This is a genomic window from Streptomyces sp. NPDC002773 (assembly GCF_040295605.1).
Classification (GTDB): Bacteria; Actinomycetota; Actinomycetes; order Streptomycetales; family Streptomycetaceae; genus Streptomyces.
Genome location: NZ_JBEOVO010000021.1, coordinates 70,310 through 88,800, shown reverse-complemented (window position 1 = coordinate 88,800; position 18,491 = coordinate 70,310). Strand labels below are relative to the sequence as shown.

At 74.4% G+C, this 18,491-nt stretch carries 8 protein-coding genes; 6 read left to right on the top strand and 2 right to left on the bottom strand.

Features of this window, described 5'->3' with window-relative positions:
* The first annotated feature begins 43 nt into the window (after nt 1-43).
* From ABT034_RS23895 to ABT034_RS23880, 4 genes are all read left to right on the top strand, one after another.
* Nucleotides 44-1,471 carry a cellulose binding domain-containing protein gene (locus ABT034_RS23895; RefSeq protein WP_351218412.1) on the top strand — a complete coding sequence of 476 codons (1,428 nt, stop codon included), beginning with the start codon at nt 44-46 and terminating at the stop codon, nt 1,469-1,471.
* A 213-nt stretch (nt 1,472-1,684) separates the two neighbouring features.
* The gene (locus tag ABT034_RS23890; RefSeq protein WP_351218410.1) at nt 1,685-1,963 is read left to right on the top strand and encodes a polyprenyl synthetase; all 279 of its coding nucleotides are present in this window, start codon (nt 1,685-1,687) and stop codon (nt 1,961-1,963) included.
* Complete coding sequence (locus ABT034_RS23885; protein WP_351218408.1) at nt 1,956-3,008, top strand: polyprenyl synthetase family protein; 1,053 nt, start codon at nt 1,956-1,958, stop codon at nt 3,006-3,008. The genes ABT034_RS23890 and ABT034_RS23885 overlap by 8 nt, the downstream gene beginning before the upstream one ends.
* A gap of 103 nt (nt 3,009-3,111) precedes the next feature.
* Nucleotides 3,112-4,278, top strand: coding sequence for an oxygenase MpaB family protein (locus ABT034_RS23880; RefSeq protein WP_351218406.1), 1,167 nt, complete (start codon nt 3,112-3,114; stop codon nt 4,276-4,278).
* A 28-nt stretch (nt 4,279-4,306) separates the two neighbouring features.
* Here ABT034_RS23880 and ABT034_RS23875 read toward each other — a convergent pair whose 3' ends face one another.
* Nucleotides 4,307-4,675 carry a fic family toxin-antitoxin system, toxin component gene (locus tag ABT034_RS23875; protein ID WP_351218404.1) on the bottom strand — a complete coding sequence of 123 codons (369 nt, stop codon included), beginning with the start codon at nt 4,673-4,675 and terminating at the stop codon, nt 4,307-4,309.
* Between the two features lie 16 nt (nt 4,676-4,691).
* Nucleotides 4,692-4,919, bottom strand: coding sequence for a hypothetical protein (locus tag ABT034_RS23870; RefSeq protein ID WP_351218402.1), 228 nt, complete (start codon nt 4,917-4,919; stop codon nt 4,692-4,694).
* A 149-nt stretch (nt 4,920-5,068) separates the two neighbouring features.
* Here ABT034_RS23870 and ABT034_RS23865 point away from each other — a divergent pair, with 149 nt between their 5' ends.
* Together ABT034_RS23865 and ABT034_RS23860 are read left to right on the top strand one after the other, a co-directional pair.
* Nucleotides 5,069-5,617 (top strand): flavoprotein, encoded by a 549-nt coding sequence (locus ABT034_RS23865; RefSeq protein ID WP_351218400.1) that lies wholly within the window; start codon nt 5,069-5,071, stop codon nt 5,615-5,617.
* Between the two features lie 160 nt (nt 5,618-5,777).
* A complete protein-coding gene (locus tag ABT034_RS23860; protein WP_351218489.1) occupies nt 5,778-18,479 on the top strand; it encodes a non-ribosomal peptide synthetase/type I polyketide synthase in 12,702 nt (4,233 codons plus the stop codon).
* Nucleotides 18,480-18,491: the final 12 nt, after the last annotated feature.

Here is an 18,491-nt window from a genome sequence, read left to right as displayed (position 1 = left end):
CTCCCGTACCCCCGCTCCATCCCTTCCAAGGAGAGGAATCCCCATGAGCGACCCGACGAGGTCCAGGAGCCTGCGGCTGCGCGCCGCGCTCGCCGTCGCCGCGGTGACCGGGCTCGGCGCCACCGCCCTCACCGCGCTCCCGGCCGCGGCGGCCGGCGAGGCCGTCACCGTCCAGTACCGGCAGAGCGCCACCGGCAGCGACCAGGTCGAGCCCTGGCTCAAGGTGGTCAACACCGGTACGTCGAGCGTCCCGTTGAGCCAGGTCAAGGTGCGCTACTACTTCAAGGCCGACGCGGGAGCCTCGTACAGCTACGCCTGCTCCTGGGCCGTGAAGGGCTGCGCGAACCTCACCGGGACCTTCGGCACCCTCGCCAATCCCACCGCGACCGCCGACCGCTATCTGGAGGTCGGCTTCACCGCCGGCGCCGGTTCGCTCGCCCCGGGCGCGGACACCGGCGACATGCAGCTGCGCTTCCACCGCTCCAACTGGCAGCCGCTGAACCAGAACGACGACTACTCGTTCGGGCCGGCGCAGACCGCGTACGCCAACTGGTCGAAGGTCACCGCGACCGTGGGCGGCGTCCCGGTCTGGGGCACGGCTCCGGCGGGCAACGAGCCCAGCCCGACGCCGACCGATCCGACCACACCGCCCCCGACCGGAGGGGCGGCGCTCTTCGACGACTTCAACTACACGGGTCACACGGACCCGGCGATCAACACCCACGGCTGGAGCGTGCGCTCCAACTCCGGCGGCCCCGGCGTGCCCGGCGCCACCTGGGCGCCCGAGAACGTCACCTTCGCCAAGGAGGGCACGAACTCGATCATGAACCTGCGGAGCTCGACCGCCGGGACCGGCGAGTCCACCCGGCACACCGAGATCCTCACCCGGGCGACCAAGTTCAAGAACGGGACGTACGCGGCGCGGGTCCGCTTCTCCGACGCGCCGCTGTCCGGCCCGGACGGCGACCGCGTCGTCCAGACCTTCTTCACCATCAACGACCTCAAGGCCCCGATGGCCGACGACTACGCCGAGTACGACTTCGAGTACCTGCCCAACGGCGGCTGGGGCGAGCCCGCCAACATCCTCTACACCACGTCGTGGGAGACGTACCGGCCCGACCCGTGGGAGGCCGTCAACGCGCACTCCGAGGTACGGGCGAGCTACGCCGGCTGGCACGACCTCGTCCTGACCGTCGACGACAACGCGATCGTCTACTACGTCGACGGCCAGGAGTTCGGCCGGCACGACGCCCGCTACCTGCCCGAGCGCCCGATGTCGATCAACTTCAACCAGTGGCTGATCGACCTGGCCGGCCAGACGTCGACGACACCGCGCGCCTACGACCAGAAGGTCGACTACGTCCTGCACGTGAAGGACCAGGTCCTGACGCCGGCCCAGGTCGCCGCGAAGCTCGGCGCGTACCGCTCGGCGGGCACCACCTTCGAGGACACGGTGCCGGCCGCGCAGTAGCGGGGTCGATGCGGCAGACAAGGGGGCCGGGCCACGGGACGCCGTGGTCCGGCCCCTCCCCCGCGTACCGTCATCGCGGCCGGGCCGTCCGTACGTCCGAGCGAAACGATCACTCGTTGGTGAGTTGTGGTGCCGTCCCGTCCCACGTACCGCGACGCTGGCGCATGGGGCGCTCGACCGGCGCCGTCCTGGCGCTGCGGGTGGGGAGATGTCATGACGCGGGAAGCGGGACGCCGTGCGGGTCCGGGAGAGCAGGCGGTGCTTCTGGCCGCGGGGCTCGCGGACGTGGCGGTGAGCACGCTGGGCTCGGCCCTGGGCGCCGTACGGTCCCTGGCGCGACGCTCGGACACGGCGGAGCTGGTCGCGGAGGCCGAACAGGATCTGACGGCACGGGGACGCCTCGTCCTGGACCGCTACGCGACCGTGCCCCCGGCGCATCTGGAGGTTCTCGCCCAGCACGTCCTGGCCCGGCGGGCGGGCGACGGTGGCTGAGCGGTGGGAGCAGGCCGCGTTCAAGGCGCGGGTCGACGAGGTGCTGCACCGGTTCGTCGCCGGCGAAGCGGATCTCCTGGCGGCCGTCGACCCGGCTCTGGCGCCGGTGGCCGAACAGCTGGAGGCCGCGGTCGCGGTCGGGAAGCGGCTGCGGTCGGCGTTCTGCTACTGGGGCTGGCGCGCGGCCCGGCAGCCCGAGAGCGAGGCGCTGCTGCGGGCGGCTGCGTCCATGGAGCTGGTCCACGCGGCCGCCGTCGTGCACGACGACCTCATCGACGACAGTCCGCTGCGGCACGGCCGGCCGACCGCGCATGTGGCCCTCGGCGGTGCCGTACGGCATCATCCGCGCGCGCCGGACGCCGCCCGGTCCCTCGCCATGCTCGTCGGGGACCTGCTCATGTCCCTTGCCGGGCAGTTGTTCGCGACGAGCGGCCTGCCCGCCGCCTATCTCGGCCGGGCCCGCCCGCTGTGGGCGGCGCTGGCCCGGGAGCTGATCGCCGGCGAGTGCCTGGAGATCCTCCACACCGGGGCCGCTCCGGACACGGCGGCGTCGCTGAAGGTGATCCGCTACAAGACCGCCAAGTACACCGTCGAGCAGCCCCTGTTGATCGGCGGCGCCCTGGCGGGGGCAGGTGCGGGGTTGCGGGACGGGTACAGCGCGTACGGGCTGCCGCTGGGCGAGGCGTTCCAGCTCAGGGACGATCTGCTGGGCCTGTTCGGGGATCCGCGGCGCACCGGGAAGGCCGAATCCGACGACGTACGCGGTCACCGGCCGACCACCCTGCTCGCGGAGACGTGGCGCGTCGCGGGGGCCGAGGAGCGGGAGCGGCTGCGCGGCCTGCTGGGCCGGGCCGACCTGGACGAGGAGGGTCTGGAGGCCGTACGCGAGGTGATGCGCGGCCTCGGGACACCCGACCGTGTCGAGCACATGATCGCCGCCCGGGTCGAGGAGGCGCTCGGCGCCCTCCACGAGCTGGAGGTGCCCGCCCCCGCCACCGCCGCCCTGACCGCCCTGGCGCACTCGGCGGCGATCCGCCTGTCCTGAGCGGTATCGCGACGGGTCGGACGGGCTCGACCCGGCCAGCCCGACTCGACCCGGTCGGGATCGCATCGGGATCACATCCGGATCACACACGAGGAGCTTTGCCATGTCCTGGACCGACACATCGATGGACGCTCTCAGGCAGTCCGGTGACGAACTCGCCGACGCCACCGTCGCCGCCCTCTTCGAGCGCGGCGAGATGGGCTCGTTCAACACCCTGATGCGTTTCTTCTCCACCGCCGGCGCTCCGGTGCCGGAGGGCCTGCCCGATGTCGCCAGGGAGTACCTGCGGGCCACGAGCGCCCCGCCGGCCTGGGTGGACTGGGAGGAGATGGAGCGGGCCCGGCTGTTCTTCATCGACAACAACGTGCACATCGCCACCGCCCTGTCGTTCGCCTCCATGCCCGCCTGCTACCTCGTCCCGCACGTGGCGAAGCTGCTTTCGGCGACCCACGGCCTGGACTATCCGTCCACGCGGATGGCGGCGACCGGCCAGTTCACCGTCTATCTGATGCGGCCCGACGCGTTCGAGGCCGGGAGCCGGTTCCTTCCCGCCGCGCAGAAGGTCCGCCTGCTGCACGCCTCCATCCGTCACCACCTCAGGCGCGAGGGCCGGTGGGACGTGGAGGCGTCGGGAGTGCCGATCTGCCAGGAGGACATGATCGGCGGGCAGATGTTCTTCTCGCTGCTCGTCCTGGACAGCCTGCACCGTCTCGGCATCCACATGTCGCACGAGGGGGCGGAGGCGTACTACTACGCGTGGCGTGTGGTCGGTGCCATGCTCGGCGTCGACCAGGACGCCGTCCCCGAGAGCCTCGACGACGCCCGCCGGTTCCTCGACCGGTACATGATCCGGCACATGGGACCGTCCCCGGAAGGCGCCCAGCTCACCCGGCAGCTCATCGAGCTCTACGAGGACGTCGTGCCCGGGACCCTCCTCGACCCGGTCGTCCCCGCTCTCGTCCGCTACCTCGTGGGGGACACCTGCGCCGACTGGCTCGACGTCCCCGGCTCGCCCGCCTGGGACACGGTCGTCAAGGCCGTGCCCCGTCTCCTGGGCGTCCTGGAGACCATCGAGGACCGCTCCCCGCTCGGCGCCTGGGCCCTGGACCGGCTCGGCCATCTCACCACGATGTTCGAGCTGTCCTCGCTCACCCGTGGGCGGGTCATGCACTACGCCGTGCCCGAGCACCTCAGGAAGGAGTACGGGGTCCCCGACGCGCCGTCCCGCACCCGCCGCTGGACACCGCCCGCAGCGACGCTCGCGCCGTGAGACGCGCGCCCTGAGGCGGGGCGGCCGGTCAGCGGGTCCATTCCTTCAGTACGGCCGCGACGCCCCTGACGTCGATGCGGCCCTCGGCCACCCGCTCGACGAGGTCGATGGCCTCCTCCGCCGTCACGCCGATCTGGAAGCCGGAGGCGTGGAGGTAGGCCGCCGCGACGACGACGCCGTACAGCTCGTTGGAGTGCTCGAGGGCCGGGACGCGCACGAACTGCTCCAGGAGCGCGGCGGCCCGGTGATGCGGCTGGTCGTAGACCGGGATGTCCATCACGCGGAAGACATGCCGGGCACGGGCCGCCTCGAACGATCCCCAGTCCGCGATCTCAGGATCACCGGGGATCTCGGACTGGGCGACGACGAGCAGCCAGGACAGATCTATCTGCAGCAACGTTCCGGGCCCGCGCTCAGGCGGCGTCCGCGCCGGCCTGGGCGGGGCGCCCGAAGCGCTCCGCGAACGCCTTGCCGTGCTGGTCGACGAAGGCACGGGCGCCTTCGAGGAACCGCGTGCGCGTCAGATCGGCGTCGAGCACCCGGCCCGCGTAGTCCTCGGCGGGCACGTGCCTCTCGGCCGCGGCCCGCTCCAGCGCCTCGTACGCCTCGTCGCTGATCTCGATCCTGATTTCCCGTGCCATGCGCCCACGGTAGCGGTCCGCCGCCGGGCGCGGCAGGGGGCGGGGCGTGGCTGGGGGCGGGGACGGCAGGGAGCGGGACGGCGGGGAGAGGGCGTGGCAGGGAGCGGGCGTGGCAGGGAGCGGGTGACGTGCTGTGATCGGATAGGGCCATGGATTCTCGGACCCTGTACCTGTTCAGCAGCGCCGCCCCGCCGGTCTTCGACGTCGCCCGGGTCATCGAGGAGGCGCAGGCGGACGGCTGGGACGTCTGCCTCGGTCTCACGCCGACGGCGGCCCGCTGGCTCGCCCATTCCCTCGACGGCCTCGCCGTGCTCACCGGCCACCCCGTCCGCTGGGACTACGGATTCCCCGGCGATCCGGAGATATGGCCGCGGGCGGACGCGATCGTCGTCGCGCCGGCCACGTTCAACACGGTGAACCAGTGGGCGCTCGGGATCACGGACAAGTGGCTCGTCGGGGTGGTCGCGGAGGGCATCGGGAAGGGGATCCCGATGGCGCTGATGCCGTGCGTGAACTCGGCCTACACCGCGCACCCCCAGTTCGAGCGGTCGGTCGAGACGCTCCGGGGCGCCGGGGTGAGGGTCCTGTACGGCGAGGGCGGATTCGTTCCCCACGGCCCGGGCCAGGGGGATCCGGCGACGTTTCCGTGGCGCGTCGCACTGGACGCGGTGGTGGACGTCCTCGACGACTCGGCCTGACGGTCGCGGCCCTCCTGCCGGCCCGGGCCACTCCCCCTGCGCTCCCGGGATGAAGGTCGGTCATCATTACGGGCGGAACAGACCGGACCGGGGGCGGTCGCTCTCGCGCGGACGGTGAGAGGGCACGCCGCCCGGTGGATGCACGGGGGCGTTGACGTTGATGCGGGGAAACGGCGAGACGGTGTTGCTGGACGTGCTGGCCGGTGCGGCCGAGACCGCGCCCGGCCAGGTGATCGTCCATGTGCGCGGGGACGGCGGCGAACGGGCCGTCACGCACGGCGCGCTGCTCGCCGACGCCCTGCGCGTCGCCGGTGGGTTCCTGGAGGCGGGGCTCGCGCCGGGGAGCCATGTGGTGCTGCCCGCCGAACGGAGCGAGGAGTTCCTGCCGCTGTTCTGGGGCGCCGTCGCCGCCGGTCTCGTACCGGTTCCGCTCGCCCCGGACGTACGACGGGTCCTGCCCGTCTGGGAGTTCCTCGGCCGGCCGCCGGTGGCCGTCGGCGAGTCCACCGCGCCGCTGCTCGACGCCCTCTCCGACTCCCTGCCCTCCTCCGTACGCTCTCTCACGCTCGACGCGCTGCGGGAGCACCCCGCTCCGCCACGGCTGCCGGAACGCGCACCCGGCGACGTGGCGTTCCTTCAGTTCTCCTCGGGCAGCACGGGAACGCCCAAGGGGGTCGAGCTGACCCACGCCGCCGTCCTCGCCAATCTGGCGCAGATCCGCGCCGCGGCGGGCATCACCTCCGGGGACGTGCTCGCCACCTGGATGCCGTACTTCCACGACATGGGGCTGATCGGCACCCATCTCGTCCCGCTGTCGGCGGGGATCAAGCAGGTGCGGCTCGAACCCCTCACCTTCGCCAAGCGGCCCGCGCGGTGGCTCGAAGCTGCGGAACGGCACCGGGCGACGTTGCTCTCCGCCGCCAACTTCGCCCTTGCCCTCGTCGAGCGGCGCGTCCCCGAGGACGTGCTCGCGCGCCTCGACCTGACACATGTACGGATGATCCTGGTCGGCGCCGAGCCGATCTCGCCGGCCGTGTGGCGGAGCTTCGTGCGGCGGATGCGGGTGACGGGGCTCGCGGCGGCCGCACCGCAGCCCGTGTACGGCCTCGCGGAGGCCACGCTCGCCGTCACCTTCCCGCCGCCGGGGGAAGTGGCACGGCCGCTGGCCCTGGACCGCGCCGCGCTCACTGCCGGGTGGGCGGTGGACACCGTGCCCGGTCCTGACGCTGTGGAGCTGATGGACGTGGGCAGCCCCGTGCCCGGGTGCGCCGTACGGATCACCGACGAAGCGGGCGAGCCCGTCGACGACCGCCGGGTCGGCCACATCGAGGTCCGGGGGCCGCAGGTGGCGCGTGGCTACCACCGTGCTCCGGAGGCCACGGCGGGCGCGTTCGTCGACGGTTGGCTGCGCACCGGTGATCTCGGTTTCCTGCGCGGGGGGCGGCTCTGCGTGACGGGTCGGTCGAAGGACGTCGTCTTCGTCGACGGGCGTACGTTCCACGCCGCCGACCTGGAGGAGGTGGCCGCAAGCACGCCGGGGCTCGGGCGGGGCCCGGTCGCCGTCGTGGGCTCCACCGATCCGGCGGACGGCGGCGAACGGGTGGTGGTCTTCCTCGCGCCCGCGTCGGCGGCCGTGCCCGTGCCTCCGGGCGTCTTGCGGGAGGTCGGCAGCCGGGTCCGCGAGGCGCTCGGTCACGACGACGTACGGGTCCTGGCGCTGCCGGCCCGGGCATTTCCGCGCACGACGAGCGGAAAGCTGCGGCGGGGGGTGCTGCGCGATCGCTTCGAGCGCGGGGAGTATCCGCAGATCGGGGGGCGGGGGGCGGCTGGGACGGTGGGCGCGGGGGCGGTGGGTCTTGGGGCAGTGGGCCTGGTGGCGGAGGGTTCGGGGTCGGTGGGCCTGGTGGCGGAGGGTTCGGGGTCGGTGGGCCTGGTGGCGGAGGGTTCGGGGTCGGTGGGCCTGGGGGCGGCGGCGCGCAAGGTCGGGGCGGTGTCGGGGGCTGGGGTCGTGACGGAGGCCGGTCGCCAGGTCGGGTTGCCGTCGCGGGCCGTGCCCCGGACTCTGTCCGAGGTCGAAGGCGTCGTCCTCGGCGTATGGGCCCGGGCCCTGGGGTTGCCGGCCGAAGAGATCGGGCCCCACGACGACTTCCGGGCGCTCGGGGGATCGTCGCTCAAGGCCATGGAGGTCCTCGCCGCCCTGGAGGACGAGTTCGGCGTACCGCTGCGCCCGTCCGACATACGCGACCACGCCACGGTGGCTTCGCTCGCGGGGATGCTCGCGACGGTGGGGCCGGCGGGCGGGGTGAGCGGCGGCTCGACCGGCAGCCCGGCTGGGGGCTCGACCAGCGGGCCGGCTGGGGGCTCGACCAGCGGGCCGGCTGGGGGCTCGACCGGCAGTTCGTCCGGCGGTTCGAGCGGCGGGCCGGTTGGGGGCTCGTCCAGCGGCTCGACTGGCGGCTCGTTCTCGGGCGGGTCGCGTCCGTCCGCGGAGTCGGCCGCCGGTGACGCCGAGGCCGTGGTCGCCGTGTCCGCCCTGGCCTGCCGTTTCCCCGGTGCCGACACCCCGGAGGCGTTCTGGGACCGGCTCGCCGAGGGCTACGACGCCGTCACCGCCGTTCCCCCGGGGCGCTGGGCGGACCCTGCGGACGGCGACGGCCGGTGGGGCGCCTTCCTCGACGACCCGGCCGGATTCGACGCGGAGTTCTTCGGCATCGGGGACGAGGAGGCCCGGACGACCGACCCCCAGGCCCGGATCCTCCTGGAGCTCGCCCACGAGGCCCTGGAGCGGGCCGGGTGCGCGGGTCCGCGCCGGCGGGGGCGGCGGGTGGGTGTCTTCGTCGCCGCCGGTGACAGCGGCTACCGGCGGATCCTCGAACAGGCTTACGGAGAGCGGGAATGGCCCGCCTCCGCGCTGACCGGGAACCTCCCCAACATGCTCGCCGCCCGCGTCGCCCACTGTCTCGACCTGACCGGTCCCGCGCTCGCCGTCGACACCGCCTGCTCGTCGGCGCTGGTCGCCCTGCATCTGGCGCGCCGCAGCCTCCAGGCCGGCGAGTGCGACCTCGCGGTCGTCGGCGGCGTCCACCTCAACCTGACGCCCGGCGGGTACGCGCTCCTGGAGAAGGCACAGGCGCTCTCCCCGACCGGTCGCTGTCACGCGTTCGGCGCGGCGGCCGACGGTTTCGTCCCCGGAGAGGGCGGCGCGGCGCTCGTCCTGACGCGTCTCGACGAGGCGGAGGAGGCCGGTGATCCGGTCCTGGCGATACTCCGCGGCACCGCCGTGAACAACGACGGCCGCTCGCTGAGCCTGATGGCCCCCAACCCCCTGACACAGCGTGAGGTCATCACGCGGGCGTACCGCGAGGCCGGTGTCGACCCCGGCAGCGTCTCCTACGTCGAGGCGCACGGCACCGGTACGCCGGTCGGTGACCCCGTCGAGGTGCGCTCGCTCGCGTACGCGTTCCCGCCGCGCGCCGACGGACGGCCCCGATCGCTCGGCTCGGTCAAGACCAACGTCGGGCACCTGCTCAACGCCGCCGGCATGCCGAGCCTCGTGAAGGTGGTGCTCGCCCTCGGCCGGCGCCGACTGCCGCCGTCCCCGCACCCCGTAACCCCCGCGCCCGCGCTCGACCTCGCCGGTTCCGGTTTCGCGCTGCTGGACGAGGAACGGGCCTGGGAGGAGGCCGGTCCGCTCGCCGCGGGAGTCAACGCGTTCGGCTTCGGCGGCACCAACGCCCATGCCGTACTGGAGGAGGCGCCCGCCCGGCCCCCGCGAGACGCTGTCGCGGCAGCGTCGGGCGGCCCTCGGCTGCTCACCCTGTCGGCGCACGGAGCGGACGGGCTGCGTGCCGCCGCGGCCGGGCTCGCGGAACACCTGCGGAACCACCCGCACCTCGACGAGGGCGACGTCTGCGCCACCGTCGCCGCGGCCAGGGACGAGGGACCGGATCGTCTCGCCGTCGTAGCCGACGGCGGCGGCGATGGCGGCGACCTCGCCGACCGGATCGATGCCGCGCTGATGGAAACCGGCCTGCACGACGGCTCCCGGCCAGGCGCCCACCCGCCCCGCGCCGAAGGCCGTCCCGGCGGCTCGCCGCCCCGTCCCGCGCCCGTTCGGTCGCGGGCGCGGATGGTGTTGCTTCTTCCCGGGCAGGGGGTGCGGTCGCTCGGTCGGGCCCGTGCCCTGTACGCGGACGCTCCCGCGTTCCGGGAGGCGCTCGACGAGGCGTCCGGGCAGGTCGGGCTCATCGGTGGGCGCAGTCTCGCCGCGTGGTGTCTCGACGCCGACGTCCCGTCAGGCGCGCTCGCCGGGACCGAGGTCGCGCAGCCGCTCCTCGTCGCATACGGCGTCGCGCTCGCCCGCCAGCTCCGGGCCTGGGGTATCACCCCGGACGCGGTCGCCGGGCACAGTGTCGGTGAGATCACCGCCGCGTGCGTCGCCGGGACGCTTTCGCTCGCGGACGCCGTACGGTTCGCCGCCGAGCGCGGTCGCCTGATGGCGGAGCTGTGCGCGCCCGGTGCCATGGCGGCGGTGCGCTGCGGCGAGGACACGGTCGCCCCTCTGGTGGCCGACGCCGGGGGCGCGCTGAGCGTGGCCGCGGTCAACGGTCCCGACCAGGTGGTCCTGGCCGGGACGGAGGCGGCCGTGGACGGTGCTCTCGCCCAACTCGCCGCCCGGGGGATCGCCGCACGCCGTCTCGGCGTGTCCCGGGCCTTCCACTCCGCCCTGATGGAACCGGCCCTCGGCCCGCTCGCCGTCGCCGCGCGCGCCCTCACGCTCCGGCCGTCGGAGACGCCTCTGCTCAGTACGGTGACGGCCGACTGGCAACCCGTCCTCGACCCGGCGTACCTACAGGACCACGCAAGGCGCCCGGTGCTCTTCGGCGCGACCGTGGACCGGCTGCTGAGCGAGGGGTACGACACGTTCGTCGAGCTCGGCTCCTCCTCCCTCGGCGGCCCTGTGCGCGCTGCCGCGGCGGCGCATCCGCGCGGGGCTCGGATGCTCGCGCTCACCGCGGGGAACCGGAACGGCGCGCGCGGGCTGCTTGAGGACGTCGGCCGGCTCTGGGAACGGGGCGTGCCTCTGGACCGTACGGCGATGGATGCCGGCCGGGCCCGGGTCACCGTACCGACGTATCCCTTCCAGCGGCGGCGCCACTGGCCCGCCACCGCCCCCGCGCCCCGGCCGTTGCTGCACCGATTCGGGTGGGACGACTCCCCACTGACGCCGGGCCCCGGGCCGCGCACCGTCCTCCTGGCCGGCCCTGACTCGCCGTTCGCCCGCGCCTTCGCGGAGCGGCTCGCCGGGCGGGGTGTCACCGTCCTCACGGCGGGGGACCCCATGCCCGGCGGGTCGCCCGAGGCCGTCGTGCTGCTCGCAGGTCCGGCCGTGGAGCCGGATTCGGCGGCGGCGCTGGACGCGGCCCACCGTGGCATGGTGACCGCGCTTCAGGACCTGCTGCCGCAGCTCGCGCTCCACCGCCCCCGCGTGCTCGTCGTCACCGAGGACGTCCATGTCACCGGTGCCGGCCCTGAGCGCCCCCGCCCCACGCAGGCGGTGCTGACCGGGCTGGCCCTGGCGCTGCCCGAGGAGTTGCCCGGGGTCGCTGCCCACAGTGTCGACCTGTGCTCGTTCGACGACGTCGCCGTACGGCTTGACGCGCTCGACCTCGAACTGTCGGCGCGGGTCGTACCGCCGGGTGCTGAAGGGGGCGGTGACGGAGGCGGTGACGGGGACGTGTTCCGACCTGCGCCCGCTGTCGCCTGGCGGGCGGGGCGCCGTCTGGGGCGCACCACCGAGCCGGTCGCCGCACCGGCCGTCGACGGGTCGGGGGCGCGGGAGGCGCTGCCGGTCGACGGCGTGTACCTGATCACCGGAGGAGCCGGAGGGGTCGGTGGCGCGCTCGCCCTCGATCTCGCCCGGCGGGGGCGGCCGACGCTGGTCCTCACCGGCCGCTCGGCGGCGGCGCCGACCGGGCTGCTCTCCGAACTCCGTGCGCTCGGTGCCACCGCGGAGTACCGCGCCGCCGACGTGTCCCGCGAGGCCGACGTCGACGCGCTCCTCGCCGGTCTGCCGCGCCTCGATGTGCTGTTCCACGCGGCCGGTACGGTGCGCCCCGGCACGCTGCGGGCCAAGTCGCCCGACGACGTCGCCGAGGTCCTGGCCGCCAAGACGCGGGGCACCGCCCTGCTCACGCGCGGGCTCCTCGCGCACGGGCTGCACCCCGCCGTGTGCGTGGCGTTCTCGTCGGTCGCCTCGGTGCTGCCGGGACTCGCCGGGGCGATCGGTGACTACGCCGCCGCCAACGCGTACCTCGACGCCTTCGCCGCCGCCGAGCGCGCGGCGGGCCGCCCGTGGCTGGCCGTGAACTTCGCCGCCTTCGCCAGGACGGGACTGCTCGCCGCGGGCGGTGCGTCTGGCCTCGGCGCCGGTGTGGGTGCTGGTGCCGACGCCGGTGAGGGTGCCGACGCCGGAGCGGGCGCCGGTGCCGGTGCCGGTGCCGCGCGAGGGCCCGTGCCGCTGGAGACCGGGGCCGCGCTCGACGCGCTGCGGGTCGCCTGTGGCAGCGGGGCCGGCCAGCTGATGGTCGCCGACCTGACGTCGGGCGGTGCTCCTCGCCGTAACCCCGTCGCCGTCGCCGTACGCCCGTCCCCAGGATCAGCAGTCCGGCCCGCCGCCGCGCACGCGCCGCAAGCGGCGGGCGTCGACCACCGTGCGCGCCGCCCCGAAGAGGCGGGCAGCGTGCCGGCCGTCCTGCGGACATTGCTGTCCGAGGCGCTCCAGGTGCCCCCGGACGACCTCGGGGACGACGTACCGCTGCTCGGCCTGGGGCTCGACTCGCTCATGGCCGTCGATCTCGTCAAGCGGCTGGAGACGGAGCTGGACCGCTCCCTGCCGATCACGCTGTTCTTCGAACACCGGACGCTCGGGGAGCTCGCCCGACAGCTCGGATCGGAGGAAGCCCCTTCCCCCTCCCCGACCCCGGGCCCCGGCCCGGACGTGCAGCCTGCTGGGGCGGCCGACGACGGCTTTCCCTTCCCTCTGACGCCGGTCCAGCTCGCCTTCCACACCCTGGGTGAGTTGTACCCGGACGTCGCCGCCTACGGGTACGTGACACAGGACGTCCGCGGACCGCTCGACGCCGAGCTGCTCGGCAGGGCGCTCGGTCTGCTCGCGGACCGGCACGCCATGCTCCGCATCCGGATCCGCCCCGGGATCGGGGAGGCCGCGCCCGTCCAGGCTGCCGTACCGTCCGGCCACGAGCCGATGCCCGACTGGTACGAGGTGCGTGAGCTGCCGGGAGGGTACCCGGTCGAGGAGGAGCTCGCGCGGCTCGAAGAAGCCCTGCGCAACCGGCCGTTCGATCTCACCGCGGAAGCTCCGATCCGGGCGGTGCTCGTCCGTACCGCGAGCGACGCCGATGCCTCCGCCGCCTCCGCACGGCTCGTCGTCGTGGTGCATCACGCCGCCGCCGACGGCTTCAGTCTGAACGTCCTCGGCGAGGAGCTGTGGGCCCTCTACACCTCCCTCTCGCGCGGCCGGTCGCCTGAACTACCTCCGCTCGCCTCGCACTTCGCCTCCTACGTCGCGCACGAGCGGGCGGAACGGTCGGAGGCCGCCCTCGCTGAAGACCGGGCGTACTGGAGTGAGGTGCTCGCCCGGAGGGGTGAGCCGCTCGCGCTGCCCTACGACGGGGATCCACTGGGCGCCCCCGCTCCCCCGCTCCTCGCCCACCAGGTGACACCCGGGCCCGAACTGTCGGACGCACTGCGCGAGGTGGCCGCGGCACACGGCGTGTCGCTTTTCCACATGTTGCTCGCGGCGTACGCGCGCTGTCTGGCCCGGTGGGGCGGTGGCCGCGAGGACCTGTCCGTCAACGTCGCACGGGCCCGCCGCGAGTCCCGGCTCCCCGGTATCGACCGGCTCGTGGGACCGCTGGCCGACACCCTGCCGATCCCCGTACACGTCAGCCCGGACGACTCGGTGCACGCGCTCGCGGCGCGGCTGCGCGACGCGTGGCCCGAGGGCGAGCGCCACGGCCGCCTCACGAGTCCTGATCTCGCCCGGCTCATGCCCGTGGACGGGGCGGGGCCGCGTACGGCGGGGCCCGCGTCGTTCAGTTTCGCGCGGTTCCCGGTCTCCCTCGACCCCGACTGTCCGGTGGAGGTCCGCCCGGTCTCGGCCGGGACGGCCTCCGCCGCCACCCGGCTGAGCCTGCTGTGCTGGGAGTCCGACGGGGCGCTGTCCTTCTCGTGGAACTTCCCGGCCCGGCTGTTCGAACGGACCACGATCGCCCGCCTGGCCCGCGAACACCTGGCAGAGCTGACCGAGGCCGCCGGGCTCACCGAGGCCGCAGGGGTGTCGGCGAGCGGCCTCGCCCCCCGCGCCACGCCTGCCCTTGTGCGGACGCCGTCGGGTGTCCGACCGGACATCGTGTCGCGGCTGTGCGCCCAGTTCCGCGCGACGCCGGACGCGGTGGCCGTCGACACGGGCGACAGCGTCACGACCTACGCCGAACTCGACCGGGTTTCCCGTGCGCTCGCCGCGCGCCTGCGCGCCCAGGGGGTCGCCCCCGGTGACCTGGTGGGGCTCCTGACCGCGCCGGGCGCCGACACCGTGGCGGGAGTGGTGGGCATCCTGCGCGCCGGGGCGGGCTGGGTTCCGCTCGACGCGGCCCATCCGCCCGCGCGCCTGGCCGACCAGCTGGAGCGGTCCCGTACCCGTACCCTCGTCTGCCACGCGGAGACCCGCACGTCGGCGGTGGAGCTGGCCTCGATCGCGGGCGTCCCGCTCGTCATGGTCGACGATCCTTCGCCCGAACCGGGCTCCGGCGCTGCGGAGTTCACGGCCCCCGGCCCCGACTCCGGCCCCGACTCCCTCGCGTACGTGATCTTCACCTCCGGTTCCACCGGGCGGCCCAAGGCGGTGCCGATCACCCGGCGTTCGATGACGAACTATCTCGACTGGGCGTTGGAGACGTTCGCGTACGACGCGGGTGACCGTCTCGCGCAGACGGCGTCGGTCTGCTTCGACGCGTCAGTACGCCAACTCCTCGCGCCCCTCCTCGTCGGGGCCACGGTGGTCACCCTGCCCAGGCAGCTGCTCCGGGATCCCGAGGCGCTGCTCGACCGCGTCGAGCAGGCCCGGATATCGGTGTGGAGCTCGGTCCCGAGCCTCTGGTCCCGGCTCCTCGAAGCCGCCGAGACCCGGGTGCGGGCCGGTGGTCCGCCGCCGGACCTGTCGGCCCTGCGGTGGATCCACGTCGGCGGCGAGGCGCTCCCGCCCGCTCATGTACGCCGCTGGTACGACCTGTTCGGCCCCGGGCAGCGGATCGCGAACCTGTACGGGCCCACCGAGGCCACGATCAACGCCACGTTCCACATCGTCGACAGCCGTCCCGCCGGCGACGTGCGGGTCCTGCCCATCGGCAGGCCCCTCACCGGCACGGAGGTCGACGTGGTGACGGCGGACGGGCGGCGCTGCGCACCGGGTGAGCCCGGCGAGCTGCTCATCGCCGGGGTGGGGCTCACACCCGGCTACCTGGGCGAACCCGCTCTGACGGCCGCCGCGTTCGTCGGTCGTGACGGGCGCCGCTGGTACCGCAGTGGTGACCGGGTCCGGCGCGACGGGGACGGCGTCCTGGAGTTCCTCGGGCGGCTGGACGATCAGGTGAAGATCCGGGGGCACCGGGTGGAACTTGGCGAGGTCGAGTCGGTGCTGCTCACGCATCCGGCGGTCGCCCGCGCGGCCGTGGTCCACCGGCACGAGCGGCTGAACGCCTTCGTCGAGCGCCGACCGGGCCTGCCGGCTCCGGAACCGACGGCTCTGCGCGCCCATCTGGCCCTGACGCTGCCGGAGTACATGCTCCCGGGCCGGATCCACGTCGTCGACGACCTGCCCCTGACGGGGACCGGGAAGATCGCCCGTACCCGGCTCGGGGTGTCCGGCCCTGGACCCGTCGCCGGGTCCGAAGTGCCTGTCGTCGGCAAGGCGTTGTCGACGCCGCCCTCGACGCCGACCGAAGTCCTGCTCGCCCGCGTCTGGTCCGAGCTGCTCGACAGGGAGGAGGTCCGGCGCGAGGACGACTTCTTCGAGCTCGGCGGTGACTCCCTGCTCGTCCTCCAGGTCTTCGCACGGCTGCGCGAGGAGATACCGTCCCTGCCCCGGCCCACGGTCGTGTACGCCCACCGCACCCTGGCCGCCCTCGCCGCCGCCATCGACGCCACGGACGTGGAGCAGCCCCTCGGCTCCCCGGGCACGCTCCCCCGTGGCGACGCGTACGGCCCCGCCCCGTTCCCGCTCACTCCCTCCCAGCGCGGCTTCCTCCTCACGGAGGCGATGGCTCCCGGCTCGGACACGGCATGGCTGTCGTGTCTGCGGATCGACGGGCCGCTGCGGCGCGAGGCGTTCCAACGGGCCGTCGACGCCTGTGTGGTACGGCATCCGATGCTGCGGACCGTGTTCCCCGCCGGTGTTCGTCCGCCGGTCCAGCAGGAGCTTCCGCCCTCCCTTCGGCTCCCGGTCGACTTCGAGACCCTTGCCGCACCCGGCCTCCTGGCGTCGCGGATCGCCGAGGAGCGGGCACGCCGCTTCGAGCCCTGGGCGTGGCCGCTGCTGCGCCTGCGGCTGCTCTCCCTCGGGCCCGCCGAACACATGCTCGTCGTCCACGCCCACCATCTGATCGGCGACGGCTACAGCGTGGCGCTGCTCGGCCGGGAGCTGCTCTCCGTCTACGACCGGGTCGTACGGGGTGAGTCGGCCGAACTCCCGCCGCTGCACGGCACGTTCCGCGACCACGCGGCAGCCCTTCAGGCACGCACGGCGTGCGGCGCCTCGGGCCGGGCCCGGCTGGAGGAACCGTATCGGCGCCCCGTCCTCGGGGGCCACGCCGGGGCCGGGGCTCCGGGCCAGGTCGCCACGGCACCGCCGTACCGTTCCGCGGGGTTCACCCTCGACGCGGACCAGGTCGCAGCCCTCCGCCGGGTCGCCATCGGCGCGGGGAGTTCGCTCTTCGCGCCGGTCCTCACGGCGTACTACCGGACGCTGGCCGCCACGACCGGGCAGGACGACCTGATTCTCGGTCTGGCCGTCTCCGGCCGCGACGACGCACGGCACGACGCCCACCGGGTGTTCGGTCCGTACGCCGCCGCCGTCCCGCTCCGGCCGGGACCGCCGCCCGGTGCGCGACGGGCGGGCCGTACGTTCGCCGAGGACCTGCGGGCGGTCGTGGACGAGGTCGAGGCCGCGCGTACGGAAGGGGTGGGGGCCGCTAGCGGCGACGGCGGGCTGCCAGTCGCCGCTCAGTTCTTCTTCACGTTTCTGGACTTCTCGTCCCTCGGCCCGCTGAGCGGCGACACGCTGAGCCTGCGGTGGGACGACGGGGACGCCGTCCTCGCGCCCCCTCCGGTGGGCACGGACACGTTCCTCGCGGTGCGGCCGGTCGGTGCGGGGGAACTGAGAGTGACGCTTCGGGCGTCCGTCGCCGCCTTCCCCGACGAAACGGAGTTCGCCGCGTTCACCGGCGCGCTGCGGAGCGGGATGACGGTGGATGCCCTGGCGAAGACGGTTCCGGCGTCGGCGTCGACACCGGCGCGGGTGTCGGCGTCGACACCGGCGCGGGTGTCGGCGTCGACACCGGCGCGGGTGTCGGCGTCGGCGTCAACGTCGGCACCGGCGCGGGCGACGACATCGGCTGCGGCTGCGGGTCTGTCGCCCGCTCTCGGCGCGGCGCTGGACTCCGCTCTCGTGGGCTACCTCCCCCCGCCGGGTCAGCTCGCCGCGCTCGGCGGGCCGGGGGTGGAGGCGGCGTCGCGTGAACAGCTGCGCGGGCTGCTCTTCCCCGGCGGGCGTCCCCGGCTCATGGAGGAGATCAGCACCCCGCTCGGGCGGTCAGGGTTCGTCTGCCTGCCGCTGTTCGCCGACGAGCTCGCGTCGACGCCCGACCTCGCCGGGCGCACGGCCCGAGCCGTCGAGCACGCGGCGACGCTCGGCGCTCGCTGTGTCTCCCTCGCGGGCATGATCCCGTCCCTCACGGCGTACGGCTTCGGCGTACTGCGCGAGACGGACGCGCCGACCGCCCTCACCACCGGGCACGCGGCGACGGTGGTGTCCGTGGTCAGGACCGTCCACGCCGCGCTCGCGCGGACGGGCCGGGAACTCGGCGGGCTCGTCGTCGCGGTGGCAGGTCTCGGCTCCATCGGCGGCTCGTCCCTCGAACTGCTCCTCGCTCGGGCCGCCGAGCCGCCCGCCCGGCTGCTCCTGTGCGACGTCGCGGGCAGTGCGCCACGGCTGCGGCGCCTGGCCGATGACCTGATGGCCAGGGGTCTGGCCCGGAACGTGGAGGTCCACGAGTCCGGTCCTGCGGCGCTGCCGGCCGCCGTGTACGAGGCGGATCTGCTGGTCACGGCCGTCAGCGGGGGCGGTGCGGTGCTCGACGTGGCGCGGCTCCGGCCGGGCGCGATCGTCGTCGACGACTCGTTCCCGCACTGTTTCGACGTGACGAGGGCCCTGGCGAGGATGCGGGAGCGGCGGGACGTCCTGATCGTCGGCGGGGGCCTGCTGTCCGTCGGGTCGGTGGAGCGCCGGACGGCGCAGGGGCTTCCGCCCGCCGTAGCGGCGGGGTACGCGGCGAGGTCGTGGCTTCCCGGCACGATCGCCTCGTGCCGGCTCGAGTCACTGCTGCACGCCGCGCATCCGGAACTCCCCGTGGTGCACGGGCTGGTGGACGGCCGGCTCGCAGCGGCCCATTGGGAGGTCATGGAGGGGGCCGGGGTCGCAGCGGGCCCGCTGCATCTGCTCGGGCAGGCCGTGGGCGCGGAGGGCGGCGACCCGCCGTCGCCCAGGCAGACACCTCACCAGTAGGCCCGTTCGGCG

What these genes read in the sequence shown, in the direction of transcription:
- ABT034_RS23870 (WP_351218402.1), bottom strand. Translation starts at nt 4,919, where the DNA reads ATGGCACGGGAAATCAGGATCGAGATCAGCGACGAGGCGTACGAGGCG.
- ABT034_RS23880 (WP_351218406.1), top strand. Translation starts at nt 3,112, where the DNA reads ATGTCCTGGACCGACACATCGATGGACGCTCTCAGGCAGTCCGGTGAC.
- ABT034_RS23865 (WP_351218400.1), top strand. Translation starts at nt 5,069, where the DNA reads ATGGATTCTCGGACCCTGTACCTGTTCAGCAGCGCCGCCCCGCCGGTC.
- ABT034_RS23895 (WP_351218412.1), top strand. Translation starts at nt 44, where the DNA reads ATGAGCGACCCGACGAGGTCCAGGAGCCTGCGGCTGCGCGCCGCGCTC.
- ABT034_RS23890 (WP_351218410.1), top strand. Translation starts at nt 1,685, where the DNA reads ATGACGCGGGAAGCGGGACGCCGTGCGGGTCCGGGAGAGCAGGCGGTG.
- ABT034_RS23860 (WP_351218489.1), top strand. Translation starts at nt 5,778, where the DNA reads ATGCGGGGAAACGGCGAGACGGTGTTGCTGGACGTGCTGGCCGGTGCG.